Below are 13,653 nucleotides of genomic sequence, written 5' to 3'. Positions count from 1 at the left end.
ATCCTCGCCCGAGCCTGGTGCCGCGTCATCTACCGCTGCTGGACCGACAACGCCCCCTACGACCCCTCAACCCACGGCGGCGCGCAACGCCTTCTCGCCGCCAGGGGTTGACACAGGGCTCTCAGGCGTGGTCGATGCAGGTGCGGGCGGCGGGGCGGGCCTGCAGCCGGGCGTCCCCGATCGGGGCACCGCAGACCTCGCAGCGGCCGTAGCTGCCGTCGGCCACCCGGGCGACCGCGGCGTCGAGCTCGGCGAGGCGGGCGCGGGCCTGGTCGAGCACCGAGCCGAGCTGGGCCCGTTCGAAGCCGATGGTCTGGCCCTCGGGGTCGTGCTCGTCGTCGGCGTTGGAGCCCTTCGACGCCTCGACCACCGCCGCGTAGTCCGCGGTGAGCGCGGCGATCTGCGCCCGGGTCTCGGTGCGGGCCCGGCACAGGATCTCCTCGGGTGCGGTCACCGCCTCATCGTGCCCCGCCCCTCCGACAGGTCCCCGACGGGTCAGCGGTCGCGGCGCAGCAGCCGCAGCGAGCCGGTGCCGGGCAGCTCGGTGAACGCCCCCGACGCCAGCACCCGGGTGTAGACGCCGAAAGGCGCCTGGCCGCCGTCCGCGGGGTCGGGGAAGACGTCGTGCACGGCCAGCGTGCCGCCGACCGCGAGCTTCCCGACCCAGGCGTCCTGGTCCCGCCGGGCGGACTCCTCGGTGTGCGACCCGTCCAGGAACAGCAGCGCCAGGGGCGTGGACCAGACGGGCGCGAGCACCTCCGACCGCCCCACCACGGCGAGCACCAGGTCCTCGGCGGGGTGCACGGTCCGCCGGAACGAGGGCAGGGTGTCCAGCAGCCCGGTGGCGGGGTCGACGAGCTCGGGCTGGTGGTACTCCCAGCCGGGCTGGTGCTCCTCCGACCCGCGGTGGTGGTCGACCGTGACGACCACCCGGCCGGTCTCCGCGGCCGCCGCGGACAGGTACAGCGCGGACTTCCCCATCCAGCTGCCGATCTCCAGCAGCGGCCCGGGGACGGCGACCGCCCGGGCGGCGTCGTACAACGCGCGGCCCTCGTCGGCGGGCATGAACCCCGGTGCCGCCGCGGCGGCCGCCAGCAGCTCCTCGGCGCGCCTCACCGGCCGAACCGGGCCAGCAACCTCGGCGCGGGCCGGTCGCCGGCGGCCTTGGCGAAGAAGGCGCCCGCCGCCGTCGTCACCGGGACGGCGAGCACCAGCGCGATGGCCCCGACCAGGGTCCGGATGACCTCCTCGCCCAGCTGGCTGCTGGTCAGCGTCGTCCACAGCGGCCGGTCGTAGATCTCCAGCAGCAGGAGCACGGGCAGCGAGGCGCCGGCGTAGGCGAAGACGATCGTGTAGATCGTCGAGGCGATGTGGTCGCGGCCGACCGCCATGCCGCGGGCGAACAGCTGCCGGCCGGTCATCGTCGGGTCGACCTCGTGCAGCTGCCAGATGGCCGATGCCTGGGTGATGGTGACGTCGTTGAGCACGCCGAGGCCGGCCACGGTGATCCCGGCCAGCACCAGGCCGGAGAAGTCCAGCGTGGGGTCGTAGGTCTGCAGCTGGATCGTCTCCTCGCTGGAGAACCCCAGCAGCCGCGCCGCCGACACCGCCAGCGCCCCCAGCACGGCGACCAGCGTCAGGCCGAACAGCGTGCCGATCAGCGCCGTCGTCGTCCGCGCGCTGAACCCGTGCGCGAGGTACAGGACGACGAACATGATCGCGGCGCTGCCGACGAGCGTGACCAGCGTCGGCGAGGACTCGGTGAGGATCCCGGGCAGGATGAACTGCAGCAGGACGACGAAGGCGAACCCCAGCCCGACCAGCGCGGCGATCCCGCGGAGCCGGGCGACGGCGGCCACCACCAGCACGAACGCCAGCGCGAGCGTGATGATCGGCGTGGAGCGCTGGAAGTCGGAGAAGGCATAGCTGGGGTCCCCGGTGTCCGGGCTGATCGAGCGGGTCAGCACGAACCCGTCCCCGACCTCCAGGCCCACCCCGACGACCTCGGGGGGCAGGTCGATCGAGACGAAGTCCCCCGCGCCCTCCCCGTCGGTCACCTCGACCACGGCGGTGCCGCAGGTCAGCTGCTGGCCGGACGGCGACCCGTCGGAGCAGTCCACCGTCTGCAGCGACTGGACCGTGGCGTCGGGGTAGGTGGTGCCCGGCGGCTGGAAGGACTCCGCTGCCTGCTGGGCGCGGGAGGCCTCCCCCGACGGCCACAGCGCGACCAGCCCGACCACCGTGGCCAGCCCGATCGGGACCAGCACCAGCAGCATCAGCCAGGTCGCCCGCTTCCGGCGGGTCGCTGCCTCCGGCGTCGGCCGTGGCTCGTCGGCGTGGGCGTGCGAGTGGGAGTGGGCCGGCACGCAGGTCAGGCTAGGTGCCCAGCAGCTCCGCTCCCGCCAGGTACCCGGCCAGCAGCGCGGTGGCCACCTGCCCTACGGTGTCGTCGCCGGGCAGGAAGCGCGACGCGTGCAGGCCAGGACGTCGGCCGCGGTCGTCGGCCGCTCCGCCGTCCACCCCGAGGAAGAGCATCAGCCCGCGCGCGTCGGCGCAGTAGTGGCTGAAGTCGTCGGCGCCGAACGAGCGCCAGGTGTCGTCGACCTGCACCCCGGACCGCTCCAGCCAGGGCAGCGCGCCCCGGGCCAGCTCGGGGTCGTTGGCCAGCACCGGCTCGTTGCTCTCGCTGTGCACCTCCGCCGTGCAGCCGTGGGCGGCCGCGGTGTGCTCGGCGACCTCCGTCAGCGCGGTGAGCAGCGCGGTCCGGTCGCTCTCCCGCATCACCCGCAGGCCGCCGCGGGCCCGGGCGGTGTCCGGGACGACGTTGAAGCTGCTGCCGGCGTCCAACTGGGTGACCGCCAGGACGGCGCCCACCGTCGGGTCGACCCGGCGGCTGACCAGCTGCTGCAGGTTGACCACCACCGCGGCCAGCGCCAGCACCGGGTCGTGCGTGGTGTGCGGGTAGCCGCCGTGGCCGCCGTGCCCGGTGACGGTGATCGTGAACTCGTCGGTGGCGGCGTTCACCGGCCCCGGTTTGGCGTTGACGACCCCGGCGGTCAGCTGCGGCTGCACGTGTGCGGCGACGACGGCCACCACCTGCTCCTGCGCCAGCAGCCCGGACTGCGCGACGTCCCGGGCACCGGACGGCGCGGACTCCTCCCGGGGCTGCAGCAGCGCCAGCAGCGGCGCCGGCCCGCCGACCCGGGCTACCGCGCGGCAGACGGCGACCAGACCGGCCAGGTGCGCGTCGTGGCCGCAGGCGTGCATGACACCGCTGGCCGACGCCCAGTCGACACCGGTCTGCTCCTGCACCGTCAGCCCGTCGAGTTCGGCCCGCAGCGCCACCGTGGGCCCGGTCGCGTCGCCGATGCGCACCAGTCGTCCCGTGCCGGCGACCTCGCGGCCCTCCCCCTGGCCCAGGGCGGCGACGACGGCGGCCGCGGTGTCGGTCTCGTCGCCGGAGCGGCGGGGGTCCGCGTGCAGCGCGTGCCGCAGCTCGACGGCCGCGGGCAGCTCCTCGAGGACGGCGGCGTGCAGGCGGTCGTAGCAGTCGTCGAGGGTCACCAGGCCATCGTGCCGGTACCCCGTTGCGTGCAGGTCACAGGCGGTAGGCCCGACGGGCGTTGTCCGCGCCGATCATCGCGGCCACCCGCTGCGCGTCGGCCGCCGTCCAGGCGCCGTCGTCGACGCCCTCCTGCAGGTGGCGGGCCAGGCCGCGGCGGAACAGCTCGGTGCCCAGCAGGTACAGCTCGGCCAGGCCGAAGGCGTCGGAGGAGAACAGCACCTTGCCGAAGGGCGCCAGCTCCAGCAGCTCCGGGATCAGCGCGGCCGACCGGGCACCGAGGTTGTGCGTGGCCAGGCCGACGTCGGCGAACACGTGGCCGAACACCTGCGCCAGGAAGCCGGCGTTGCGGTGGAACGGGTAGGTGTGCAGCAGCATGATCGGGACGCCGTGCGGCTCGGTGGCCCGCAGCAGCTCGGTCATCAGCAGCGGGTCGCCGCGGTGCAGGTCGGTGTCGGCGTCCCCGTAGCCGACGTGGAACTGCACCGGCATGCCCAGGTCGATGCCGGACCAGACCAGGAACTCGTGCAGCACGGGGTCGGCGACCCGGGTGCTGCCGCTGCGCAGCAGGTGGTCGGCGGCGGCGGTGACCTGGACGTCGGTGGGCCGGGCCCCGCCCAGGGCCAGGCCGGCCCGGTACGCGGCGATGGACTTCACCCCGACGGCGGTGGCGCAGCGCCGGGCCAGCTCGGCGCGGAAGGCCTCGGCGAAGCCCCCGGCACCGGAGTGCTCCAGGACCTGCGCGGCGACGAGCTCCAGCCGGACGATCTCCCGGCCGGTGCCGCCGGTGAGCGCGGCCAGCTCGTCGGGGGTGGTGATCGGCTCGGGCAGGTAGCCGGTGTCGACCAGGAAGGTCTGCGTCCCGGTCGCGGCCAGCATCCGGCGGTTGACCTCGGCGGCGCCGAGCTCGGCGCGGCGGGCGAGGTAGGCGTCGGGGTCGGCGTGCGGCTCCAGGTCCAGCACGGGTGCTGCGAATCGGCGCAGCGCGAACCCGATCTGGGAGTCGAACAGCGTGCCGCCCAGGGCGCTGGGTGCGGCGGCCTCGGTGAGCATCGACTCGAACTCCGGCCGGTCGAGGTCCCGGGTGACCAGGCCGTGGCAGTGGTGGTCGACGAGGTCGAGCTCGGAGAGGTCCACGCGGGCATCCTCCTACCGTGTCGCCATGAGCACCCCGTGGACCACCGCCGACATCCCTCCCCAGGCCGGCCGCACCGCCGTCGTCACCGGGGCGAACTCCGGGCTGGGCCTCGCCACCGCCCGGGCGCTGGCGGCCGCCGGGGCGCACGTGGTGCTCGCCGTCCGGGACACCGGCCGGGGCGAGGCCGCCGCCCGGTCCATCACCGGGGACGTCGAGGTGCGCCGGCTGGACCTCGCCGACCTGTCCTCCGTGCGGGAGTTCGCCGGTTCCTGGACCGGCGACCTGGACCTGCTGGTGAACAACGCCGGGATCATGATGGTTCCGCAGGGCCGCACCGCCGACGGGTTCGAGCTGCAGTTCGGCACCAACCACCTCGGCCACTTCGCGCTGACCGTGCAGCTGCTGCCGCACATCACCGACCGGGTCGTCACCGTCTCCTCCGGCCTGCACCGCAACGGCCGGGTCGTGCTCGACGACCTGGGCTGGGAACGGCGGTCCTACTCCCCCACCGGCGCCTACGGGGCCTCGAAGCTGGCCAACCTGCTCTTCGCCCTGGAGCTGCAGCGCCGGCTCACCGCGGCCGGCTCGACCGTGCGCTCGATGGCCGCGCACCCCGGCTACGCGGCGACCAACCTGCAGTCGCACACCGGCAACCGGCTCATGGCGGTCGCGATGAAGCTGGGCAACCGGTTCGTCGCGCAGTCAGACGCCGACGGCGCCCTGCCCACCCTCTTCGTGGCGACCGCCGATCTGCCCGGTGGCAGCTACGCGGGCCCGTCCGGGTTCCAGGAGGGCCGGGGTGCGCCGACGCTGGTCGGCCGGTCGCAGCAGGCCTCCGACGTCCAGCTGGCGCAGGACCTGTGGGCGGCATCGGAGCGGCTCACCGGGGTCGGCTGACCCTCCGCGACCCGGCCGCCGGGCGACCCGCGCCCCCGGCCCGGCTCCGTGATGAGCGTCGTGTCATCACCCGATGACCCATCCCCTGCCGCAGCGGTCATCGCCCGATGACATAACCTCCTCGGCGTGTCCACGAGCGATGACATGCCTGGTCGAGCCCGCGACGCCGGCGCGACCCGCGACGAGCTGCTCTCCGCCGCCCGTCGCCGGTTCGCCGCCGACGGCTACGAGCGGACGACGATCCGCGCGGTGGCCGGCGACGTCGGGGTCGACGCCGCACTGGTCATCCGGTACTTCGGCAGCAAGGAGGGGTTGTTCACCCGGGCGGCCGAGCTCGACCTGCGCCTCCCCGACCTGACCGGCGTGCGGGCCGGCGACCTGTCCAAGGTGCTCGTCGACCGCTTCCTCACCGTGTGGGAGGAGGACGGCACCTTCCTCGCCCTGCTGCGGGCCGCCGCGACCAGCGAGGTGGCGGCCGAGGCGATGCGGTCGGTGTTCGCCACCCAGGTCGCGCCGGCCCTGGCCGCGGTCACCGACGACCGGGCCCCCGAGCGCGCGGCCCTCGTCGGCGCCACGGTGCTGGGCTTCGCGCTGGGCCGCTACGTGCTCCGGATGACGCCGCTGGCGGACATGACCCGCGACCAGGCCCAGGCGTGGCTGGGCCCCACGCTGCGCCACTACCTGCTGGACTGATCGCCGCCCCCGGCGTCACTCGATGCCGACTGGCACGGGAGCGGGCGCCCGCGGGTGGTCGACGCCCGCTGAGGTGCCACTCGGGGCGGTCGGGGCGGGGACTCAGCGGGCGGGGAGGTCCTCGTGGACGAAGCGGCGCAGCTCGGCGACGAGCAGGTCGGGCACCTCGATGGCCGGGAAGTGGCCGCCGCGGGGCAGCTCGGTCCACGACACCAGGTCCACCGCGGGCTCCACCGCCGAGCGCACCGGCAGCCGCAGGTCGTGCGGCAGCACGCAGACGCCGGTGGGCACCGTGCGCGACCACTCGTCGCCGGGGTGCGCGCGCCGCTCCCAGTACAGCTGGGACGACGACCCCGCGGTACGGGTGAACCAGTAGACGGCGGTGTTGGCCAGCACCAGGTCCACGGTCGCCGGGCCGAGGACGTCCGACGCGGGGTCGGTCCAGTCCCGGAACCGCTCGGCGATCCAGGCCAGCTGGCCCACGGGTGAGTCGGTGAGCCCGTACGCCAGCGACAGCGGCTTGGTGGCCTGGGTCTTGTAGTAGCCGCTCAACTCCTCGGCGTAGCGCGCCGCCCGCGCCGCGGCGCGCTCGTCGGCGCCGTCGGCGGGCTCGAGGCCGTTCACCATCGTGACGTGGATGCCGGCGACGTGGTCGGGGTCGGCGACGGCCAGGTCGCGCGCCACCCGCGCCCCCCAGTCACCCCCGTGGACGACGTAGCGGTCGTACCCGAGCCGGGCGAGCAGCTCGGCCATCGCGCGCGCCATCCGCTGCGACGTCCATCCGCCGTCCGGGGTGGGCCCGGAGAAGCCGTAGCCGGGCAGCGACGGGACGACGACGTGCATGGTCTCCGCCAGCGGCTCGACGACCCGCTGGAACTCCACCACGGAGCCCGGCCAGCCGTGCAGCAGCACCAGCACCGGGGCGTCCGGGTCGGCGGCCCGGATGTGCTGGGCGTGCAGCCGGGTGCCGTCGACCGTCGTCGTCACTTGGTCGAAGCGGTTGAGCGCCGCCTCGTGCGCGCGCCAGTCCCACTCCCCGGCCCACCGCTGCGCCAGCCGGCGGAGGAGGTCGGGCTCGATCCCCCGTTCGCCGTCGAGGTCCTGCTCGGGCGCCCAGCGGGTGCGGGCCAGCCGGTCGCGCAGGTCGTCGACGTCGGCCTGCGGCACCTCGACGCGGAACGGGACGACGGCGGTGTCGGTCATGCCGACACTGTGCCCCGCCCCGCCCGCTCAGGCCTGTTCGACGGGTTCCCGGCCGCCGAGCTCCGCGGCCATCAGCGCCTGACCGGCCCGGCGGGCCAGCGCCGGCGCGGCCAGGACGGCGACCAGCCCGGCCAGCAGCCACAGGCCGCCCACCACCGGGAACCAGAACGGCGCCCCGTCGGCGTAGGCCGGGTACGGGAAGACGTTGCGGATGATCGTGTAGCCGAGCACCACCAGCGCGGCGACCGGCACCACGACCTGCCACATCGGCACCCCCGGCAGCTTCCGCTGCACGAAGACCAGCCGGATCGCGCCCACCGTGGTCAGCACGTAGGCGACCAGCAGGATCAGCGTGCCGATGGTGCCCGACCACAGGAAGGTGTCCTCGGCCTGCGCCCCGAAGAACAGCGCGCACACCAGCACGATCACCGCCATGACGACGGTGGAGGCCAGCGCGGCCCGGGCCGGCACGCCCTCGCGGTTGACCGACGCCAGCCCGGACGATGCCCGCTCCGGCGTGGCCGCGGTGTCCCGGGCGAAGGCGAACACCAGGCGGGAGGCCCCGACCACGCAGGCCAGGCAGCAGCCGAAGGCGCTGATGGCCGCGCCGAGGGTGATGAGCTCGCCGATCCAGGACCCGATGTAGGCGGTGCCGATGTCACCCAGCAGCGAGGACGACGAGGTGAAGGCGGCCACGCCGGCGTCGTCGGTCCCGAAGGCCATCATCTCCACCGCGGTGACGACGACGAAGTACACGCCGCCGAAGACCGCCGTCCCCAGGATCGCGCGGGGGATGTCCCGGCGCGGGTTGCGGGCCTCCTCCCCCAGCGTCGCCGCGGCCTCGAACCCGGCGAAGGACAGGAAGCCGAACACCACGCCCAGGAACACCGCGGAGGCGTCGGTGCCGGGCGCGACGGTGAACACGTCGAGGGTGAACGAGCCGCCGGCGAACGTGCCCTCGGAGGGGGTGGAGCCGCCGAGCAGCCGGACCAGGACGACGGCGACGATCACCAGGATCAGCGCGACGGTCACGCCCTCGACGGTGAGCAGCACGCTGGTGCCGCGCTTGGCCGGCACCACGGTCAGCAGGTAGGCGCCGACCAGCGCCACCGCGACCAGCACGAACGGGCCCCACGACGGCGGGTTCGGCCAGATGCCGACCTGCTGCAGGAACGCCGTCCCGAAGATGCCGGTCGCCGAGGACGTGACGACCCCGTAGAAGCAGTAGGTGCCCAGCAGGCCGAAGCCGGAGAAGAGTCCCGTGCGCGGGCCGAGGGTGGCGCCGACGAAGGCGTAGACCGACCCGGCCGACTGGTAGTACTGGCAGAGCCGGACGAACCCGTAGGCCACCAGCAGCACACCCACCGCGGCGAGCAGGAACGCCAGCGGCACGGCCCGGCCGACGGTCCCCGCCGTCCCCTGCGGGTTGATGTTGGCCGCCATCGACGGCGCCATGAGCGCCACGGACAGGCCGATGGCCTGCCAGACCGACAACGAGCGGCGCAGGCCGCCCCTCGACTCCACCGGAACGGCCACTCGCCACACCCCTCGTCGAAGACGTTGCACCAGGCAACGGGAGTGTGCGGGTCGATCGGCCGCGACGGAAGGGCTGCGAGCGTCCGCCGTCGAGTCGTTACACGGCGGACTTCGCGGCGGTCGCGAGCGCGGCGAGGGCGTCGATGAGCGGCGGGGTGTCGTCGGCGTCCAGCACCGCCCGGACGACGTGCATCCGCCCGGTGTCGGCGAACGCGGCGTCCAGGGCCGCGGCCAGCGCGGCGTCGTCGCGGGCCTCGGCGTAGGCGGCCCGGCCGCCGGTGAAGCCGGCGACGAGCATCCCCCAGTCCCAGGCGGCGACGTCGTTGTAGGCCGCGCGCGGGGACTGCAGCGCCCGCTCGATCGTGTAGCCGGCGTTGTCGACGAGCAGCACGACCGGGGTGAGGCCGGCGGCCGCGATGGTGGACAGCTCCTGCACGGTCATCTGCGCGGCGCCGTCGCCGATGACCAGCACCGGACGGCGGCCGCGGTCGGCCAGGCCCTGACCGAGGACGGCGGGCAGCGCGTAGCCGATCGAGCTCCAGATCGGCTGGCCGCCGAAGACGGTGTCGGCGGGCAGCGGCATGCCCAGCGCCCCCCAGTAGGCGGTGCCGGTGTCGGCCAGCAGGGCGGTGCCCGACGGCAGCGCGCCGCCGAGCAGGTGCCAGAGCTGGGCCTGGGTCAGCGGGCCTCCGGCGGCGGGGGCCTCAGGGGCCTCGGGCGCGGGGGCAGCGAAGCGGGGACCGACCCGGCCGGCGAGCGCGCGGTCCAGTGCGGCGAGCGCATCGGGGAGCAGCACGCACCCCGTGGACGAGGCCCCGAAGCCGGCCCGGTCGGCGGCCAGGAACGGGGTGTCGGCACCCGGGCGGCGGTGCGAGCCGAAGCCGGTCAGCTCGCTGGTCAGCACGGTGCCGACGTGCACCACGACGTCGGCCCGCTCGACGACTGCACGGGCGGCCGGCTCGAGCATCCCGCCGGCGTAGGACCCGGCCAGCGATGGGTGGTCGGGGTCCAGCACGCCCCGGGCGGAGAGCTGGGTGACCACCGCGACGCCGTGCCGGGCGGCCAGGTCGGCGAGCTCGCGGCCCAGGCCGAACCGGGGCACCAGCTGGCCGACGAGCAGCACGGGGCACTCGGCGCCGGCGAGCTGCTCCGCCAGCCCGGCCTCGAACGCGGCCAGCGCGGCGTCGTCGGAGCGGGCGACCAGCCGCTCCGCCAGCGGGGCGGCGTCGACCTCGGCCAGGGCGAGGTCCTGCGGGACGGCGAGGTAGCCGGGCTTGCGGGCGGTGACCGCGGCCAGCAGCACGGCGTCGATCTGCGCGGCGGCGCGGTCGGCGGTGAGCGTCTCGGCGGCCACGGTGACCTCCGCGGCGGCGCGGGTGAAGTGCCCGAAGTCGCCGTCGGCCAGCGTGTGGTGCACCAGCGCGCCGGCCTCGACCGCGGCCCGGCGGGGCGCGCCGACGACCTGCACCAGCGGCACGTCCTCGGCGTACGCGCCCGCCAGGGCGTTGATCGCCGACAGCTCGCCGACGCCGTAGGTGGTGACGACGACGCCCAGGCCGCGGCTGCGGGCGTAGGCGTCGGCGGCGTACCCGGCGCCCAGCTCGTTCGGGGAACCGACCCACGCCGGCCCGCCGACGGCGAGCCCGTCGAGCAGGTCGAGGTTGAAGTCGCCCGGGACGCCGAAGAGGTGGTCGACGCCCAGCTGCTGCAGGCGGGTGCCGAGGTAGCCGGCGACGGTCACCGTGGTGGTGGCCGGGTCGGTGAAGGCAGAGCCGTCGGTCGCGGGTCGCTCGTCCAGGGCGGTCATGCTGCCCACGGTGGACCGCGCCGCACATGTGCGCAACCATTGCGGAGATCGCTGAGCGATCTGCCCAAGAACCGCTTCGACGAGACTGGAGCGCTGCGCACCGTGCCCACCATCGACGCCACCGACGCCCGCATCCTGCTCGCCCTCGACGAGGACCCGCAGTCCTCGACCATGGCGCTGGCCACCCGGCTGGGCCTGGCGCGCAACACCGTGCACGCCCGGCTGCGCCGGCTGGAGGACGACGGCGCGCTGCAGGCGCACAGCCGCCGTGTCGACGCAGGAGCACTGGGCCGCACCCTGCTGGCGTTCATGACGCTGTCGGTGAGCCAGCGGGAGTCCGCCGCCGACACCGCCGCGGCACTGGCCGCCATCCCCGAGGTGGTCGAGGTGCTGGCCACCACCGGGGACGCCGACCTGCTCGCCCGGGTCGTCGCCGTCGACACCGCCGACCTCTACCGGATCACCGAGCTGGTCCTCGCCGCGCCGGGCGTGCAGCGGGCCAGCACCTCGATCGCGCTGGCCGACGTCGTGCCACTGCGGGTGGCCCCGCTGCTGCGGGAGCGCGCCGGCTGACGGTTGTGGTCCGGGTCACGGCCGCGCTACGGTCCTGTTCATTCGGCGAGCACGCTGCTCGCATAGAGAACAGGGAGGCAGAGTGGCCAAGCCGTTCGCATCGTCGGCCGATCTCGCGGCGAAGGAGCAGACGCTGGAGGTGCTCGCCGAGGGCGTCTACGCCCTGACCGCCGAGGGCGACCCCAACCTGGGCGCCGTCGAGGGCGAGGACTTCCTGGTCTGCTTCGAGGCACTGGCCACCCCGGTCGCCGCCCGCCGCTGGCTGACCCGGCTGCGCGAGCACACCGACAAGCCGATCCGCTACCTGGTGCTCAGCCACTACCACGCCGTCCGCGTGCTCGGGGCCTCCGCCTTCGACGCCGAGGTCGTCGTCAGCTCGGAGCAGACGAAGGGCCTCATCGCCGAGCGCGGCCAGCAGGACTGGGAGAGCGAGTACGGCCGGATGCCCCGGCTGTTCGAGGAGCCCGAGTCCATCCCCGGCCTGACCTGGCCCACCCTCACCTTCCGCGACAAGCTGACCATCGAGCTGGGCGGCGACCGCGGCGAGCTGGTGCTCGAGCACGTCGGCCGCGGCCACACCGAGGGCGACATCGTCGCCTGGATCCCGAAGCACGAGATCCTCTTCGCCGGCGACCTGGTCGAGAGCCAGGCCGCGCTCTACACCGGCGACGCGTTCCACTTCGACTGGGCCGCCGGCACCCTGGACCGGGTCAAGGCCTTCGGCGCGCAGCAGCTGATCGGTGGCCGCGGCGCCATCGCCCGGGGCCGGGACGAGGTCGACGCCGCGGTCGAGCAGACCCGCGCCTTCCTCACCACGATGCACGACACCGTGGGCACCGCGCACCGCTCCGGCGGCACCCTCAAGGACGCCTTCGACGCCACCCACGCCGCACTCGCCCCCAAGTTCGGGCACTGGCCGATCTTCGAGCACTGCCTGCCCTTCGACGTCTCCCGGCTGTGGGACGAGTTCGCAGGCATCGAGCGCCCCGTCATCTGGACCGCCGAGCGCGACCGCCAGGTGTGGGACCAGCTGCAGTCGTGAGCAGCGACCCGGTGCTGGTGGTCGGCGCCGGCCCGGTCGGGCAGACCACCGCGCTCCTGCTCGCCCGGTGGGGTCTGCCCGTCGTGGTGCTCGACGCCCGGCCCGCGCGCGACCTGGTGGGGTCCAAGGCGATCTGCCAGCAGCGCGACGTGCTCGACGTCTGGGACTCCGTCGGCGTGCAGGTCGCCCCGCACGGGGTCACCTGGACGACGGCCCGCACCTTCCACCGTGACAGCGAGCTGTTCAGCGCGGGCTTCGTCGACCGGGGCGCCTCGCCGTTCCCGCCCTTCGTCAACGTCAGCCAGTGCCGCACCGAGGAGCTGCTGGACGAGGCCATCGCCGGTCAGCCGCTGGTCGAGGTCCACTGGGGTGCGCAGGTCGAGGGCATCGACCAGGACGAGGACGGCGTGGTCCTGCGCTGCGCCGACGGCAGCACCCACCGCGGCAGCCACGCCGTCGTCTGCGGGGGCGCCCGCGCCGACCTGCTGCGCCGCGAGCTCGGCCTGTCCTTCGAGGGCCGCACGTTCGGCGACCAGTTCCTCATCTGCGACATCCGCACCGAGCTGCCGGGCTGGGAGACCGAGCGCAGGTTCTACTTCGACCCCGAGTGGAACCCCGGGCGCCAGGTGCTCATCCACCCCTGCCCGGACTCCACCTTCCGCATCGACTGGCAGGTGCCACCGGACTTCGACCTGGCCGCCGAGGAGGCGTCGGGGGGCCTGGACGCCCGGATCCGGCAGGTCGTCGGCGACCGGCCCCACGAGGTGGTCTGGAAGTCGGTCTACCGGTTCCACTCCCGGGTGGTGGACCGGATGCGGGTCGGTCGGGTGCTGGTGGCCGGCGACGCCGCGCACCTGGTCTCCCCGTTCGGTGCCCGCGGCCTGAACTCCGGGGTGCTGGACGCCGAGAACGCCGCGTGGAAGATCGCCTTCGTCCGCCGCGGCTGGGCCGGTGATGACCTGCTGGAGAGCTACCACGACGAGCGGCACGCCGCGGCCGAGGAGAACCTGGACGTCACCGGGGCCACGATGCGGTTCCTCGTGCCGGGCAGCCCCGAGGAGTCGGCGCACCGGCTCGACGTGCTCGAGCGCGCGGCCACCGACCCGGCCGCCCGCGCCCAGGTCGACAGCGGCCGGCTGGCCGAGCCGTTCTGGTACACCGGCTCGCCGCTGACCACGCCCGACCGGCGCCGTCCCCCGGCC

Annotated in this window: 13 protein-coding genes; 5 read left to right on the top strand and 8 right to left on the bottom strand. The window is 74.7% G+C overall.

All coding sequences use genetic code 11. From position 1 onward, the window contains the following. Positions 1 to 121: 121 nt before the first annotated feature. The 5 genes from NH342_RS18275 to NH342_RS18255 are packed head-to-tail and all read right to left on the bottom strand — an operon-like array spanning position 122 to position 4,699. Positions 122 to 454 carry a TraR/DksA C4-type zinc finger protein gene (locus NH342_RS18275; protein WP_253016951.1) on the bottom strand — a complete coding sequence of 111 codons (333 nt, stop codon included), beginning with the start codon at positions 452 to 454 and terminating at the stop codon, positions 122 to 124. A 41-nt stretch (positions 455 to 495) separates the two neighbouring features. After that, entirely contained in the window at positions 496 to 1,116 is a 621-nt protein-coding gene (locus tag NH342_RS18270; RefSeq protein WP_253016949.1) for a class I SAM-dependent methyltransferase, read from the bottom strand. After that, on the bottom strand, positions 1,113 to 2,366 hold the full coding sequence (locus NH342_RS18265) for a YibE/F family protein (protein ID WP_253016947.1): 1,254 nt from the start codon (positions 2,364 to 2,366) through the stop codon (positions 1,113 to 1,115). The genes NH342_RS18270 and NH342_RS18265 overlap by 4 nt, the downstream gene beginning before the upstream one ends. Before the next feature lie 10 nt (positions 2,367 to 2,376). Continuing rightward, positions 2,377 to 3,564 (bottom strand): M20 family metallopeptidase, encoded by a 1,188-nt coding sequence (locus NH342_RS18260; protein ID WP_253016945.1) that lies wholly within the window; start codon positions 3,562 to 3,564, stop codon positions 2,377 to 2,379. Between the two features lie 34 nt (positions 3,565 to 3,598). Next, positions 3,599 to 4,699, bottom strand: a complete 1,101-nt coding sequence (locus tag NH342_RS18255; RefSeq protein ID WP_253016943.1) for an amidohydrolase family protein — start codon at positions 4,697 to 4,699, stop codon at positions 3,599 to 3,601. Between the two features lie 25 nt (positions 4,700 to 4,724). Between NH342_RS18255 and NH342_RS18250 the strand changes: the two genes are divergently transcribed. Together NH342_RS18250 and NH342_RS18245 are read left to right on the top strand one after the other, a co-directional pair. Beyond that, positions 4,725 to 5,597 carry an oxidoreductase gene (locus NH342_RS18250; protein ID WP_253016941.1) on the top strand — a complete coding sequence of 291 codons (873 nt, stop codon included), beginning with the start codon at positions 4,725 to 4,727 and terminating at the stop codon, positions 5,595 to 5,597. Positions 5,598 to 5,723: 126 nt separating this feature from the next. Next, positions 5,724 to 6,290 (top strand): TetR family transcriptional regulator, encoded by a 567-nt coding sequence (locus NH342_RS18245; protein WP_253016939.1) that lies wholly within the window; start codon positions 5,724 to 5,726, stop codon positions 6,288 to 6,290. 102 nt (positions 6,291 to 6,392) lie between these two features. On the opposite strand, the gene NH342_RS18240 is transcribed toward NH342_RS18245, so the two are convergent. The 3 genes from NH342_RS18240 to NH342_RS18230 all read right to left on the bottom strand — a co-directional run bounded on the left by NH342_RS18240 (position 6,393) and on the right by NH342_RS18230 (position 10,836). Then, complete coding sequence (locus NH342_RS18240; RefSeq protein ID WP_253016937.1) at positions 6,393 to 7,493, bottom strand: epoxide hydrolase family protein; 1,101 nt, start codon at positions 7,491 to 7,493, stop codon at positions 6,393 to 6,395. Between the two features lie 27 nt (positions 7,494 to 7,520). Beyond that, complete coding sequence (locus NH342_RS18235) at positions 7,521 to 9,029, bottom strand: APC family permease (RefSeq protein ID WP_253016935.1); 1,509 nt, start codon at positions 9,027 to 9,029, stop codon at positions 7,521 to 7,523. 97 nt (positions 9,030 to 9,126) lie between these two features. Then, positions 9,127 to 10,836, bottom strand: coding sequence for a thiamine pyrophosphate-binding protein (locus NH342_RS18230; RefSeq protein ID WP_253016933.1), 1,710 nt, complete (start codon positions 10,834 to 10,836; stop codon positions 9,127 to 9,129). Between the two features lie 102 nt (positions 10,837 to 10,938). Between NH342_RS18230 and NH342_RS18225 the strand changes: the two genes are divergently transcribed. From NH342_RS18225 to NH342_RS18215, 3 genes are all read left to right on the top strand, one after another. Then, positions 10,939 to 11,409: an Lrp/AsnC family transcriptional regulator gene (locus NH342_RS18225; protein WP_253016931.1), complete on the top strand. Its 471-nt coding sequence runs from the start codon at positions 10,939 to 10,941 to the stop codon at positions 11,407 to 11,409. Positions 11,410 to 11,491: 82 nt separating this feature from the next. Further along, entirely contained in the window at positions 11,492 to 12,451 is a 960-nt protein-coding gene (locus NH342_RS18220; protein ID WP_253016929.1) for an MBL fold metallo-hydrolase, read from the top strand. Beyond that, positions 12,448 to 13,653: FAD-dependent monooxygenase (locus NH342_RS18215; protein ID WP_253016927.1), on the top strand; the 1,206-nt coding region annotated here is incomplete at its 3' end. The genes NH342_RS18220 and NH342_RS18215, both read left to right, overlap by 4 nt.

This window comes from Klenkia sp. PcliD-1-E (genome assembly GCF_024124375.1).
Lineage (GTDB): Bacteria > Actinomycetota > Actinomycetes > Mycobacteriales > Geodermatophilaceae > Klenkia.
Note: the sequence above shows the minus strand (reverse complement) of the source record. Positions and strands in the feature narration are given on the sequence as shown.

Bases quoted from the DNA above. Each gene is read 5' to 3' on its own strand.
- NH342_RS18250 (WP_253016941.1), top strand. From the start codon at position 4,725: ATGAGCACCCCGTGGACCACCGCCGACATCCCTCCCCAGGCCGGCCGC.
- NH342_RS18240 (WP_253016937.1), bottom strand. From the start codon at position 7,493: ATGACCGACACCGCCGTCGTCCCGTTCCGCGTCGAGGTGCCGCAGGCC.
- NH342_RS18230 (WP_253016933.1), bottom strand. From the start codon at position 10,836: ATGACCGCCCTGGACGAGCGACCCGCGACCGACGGCTCTGCCTTCACC.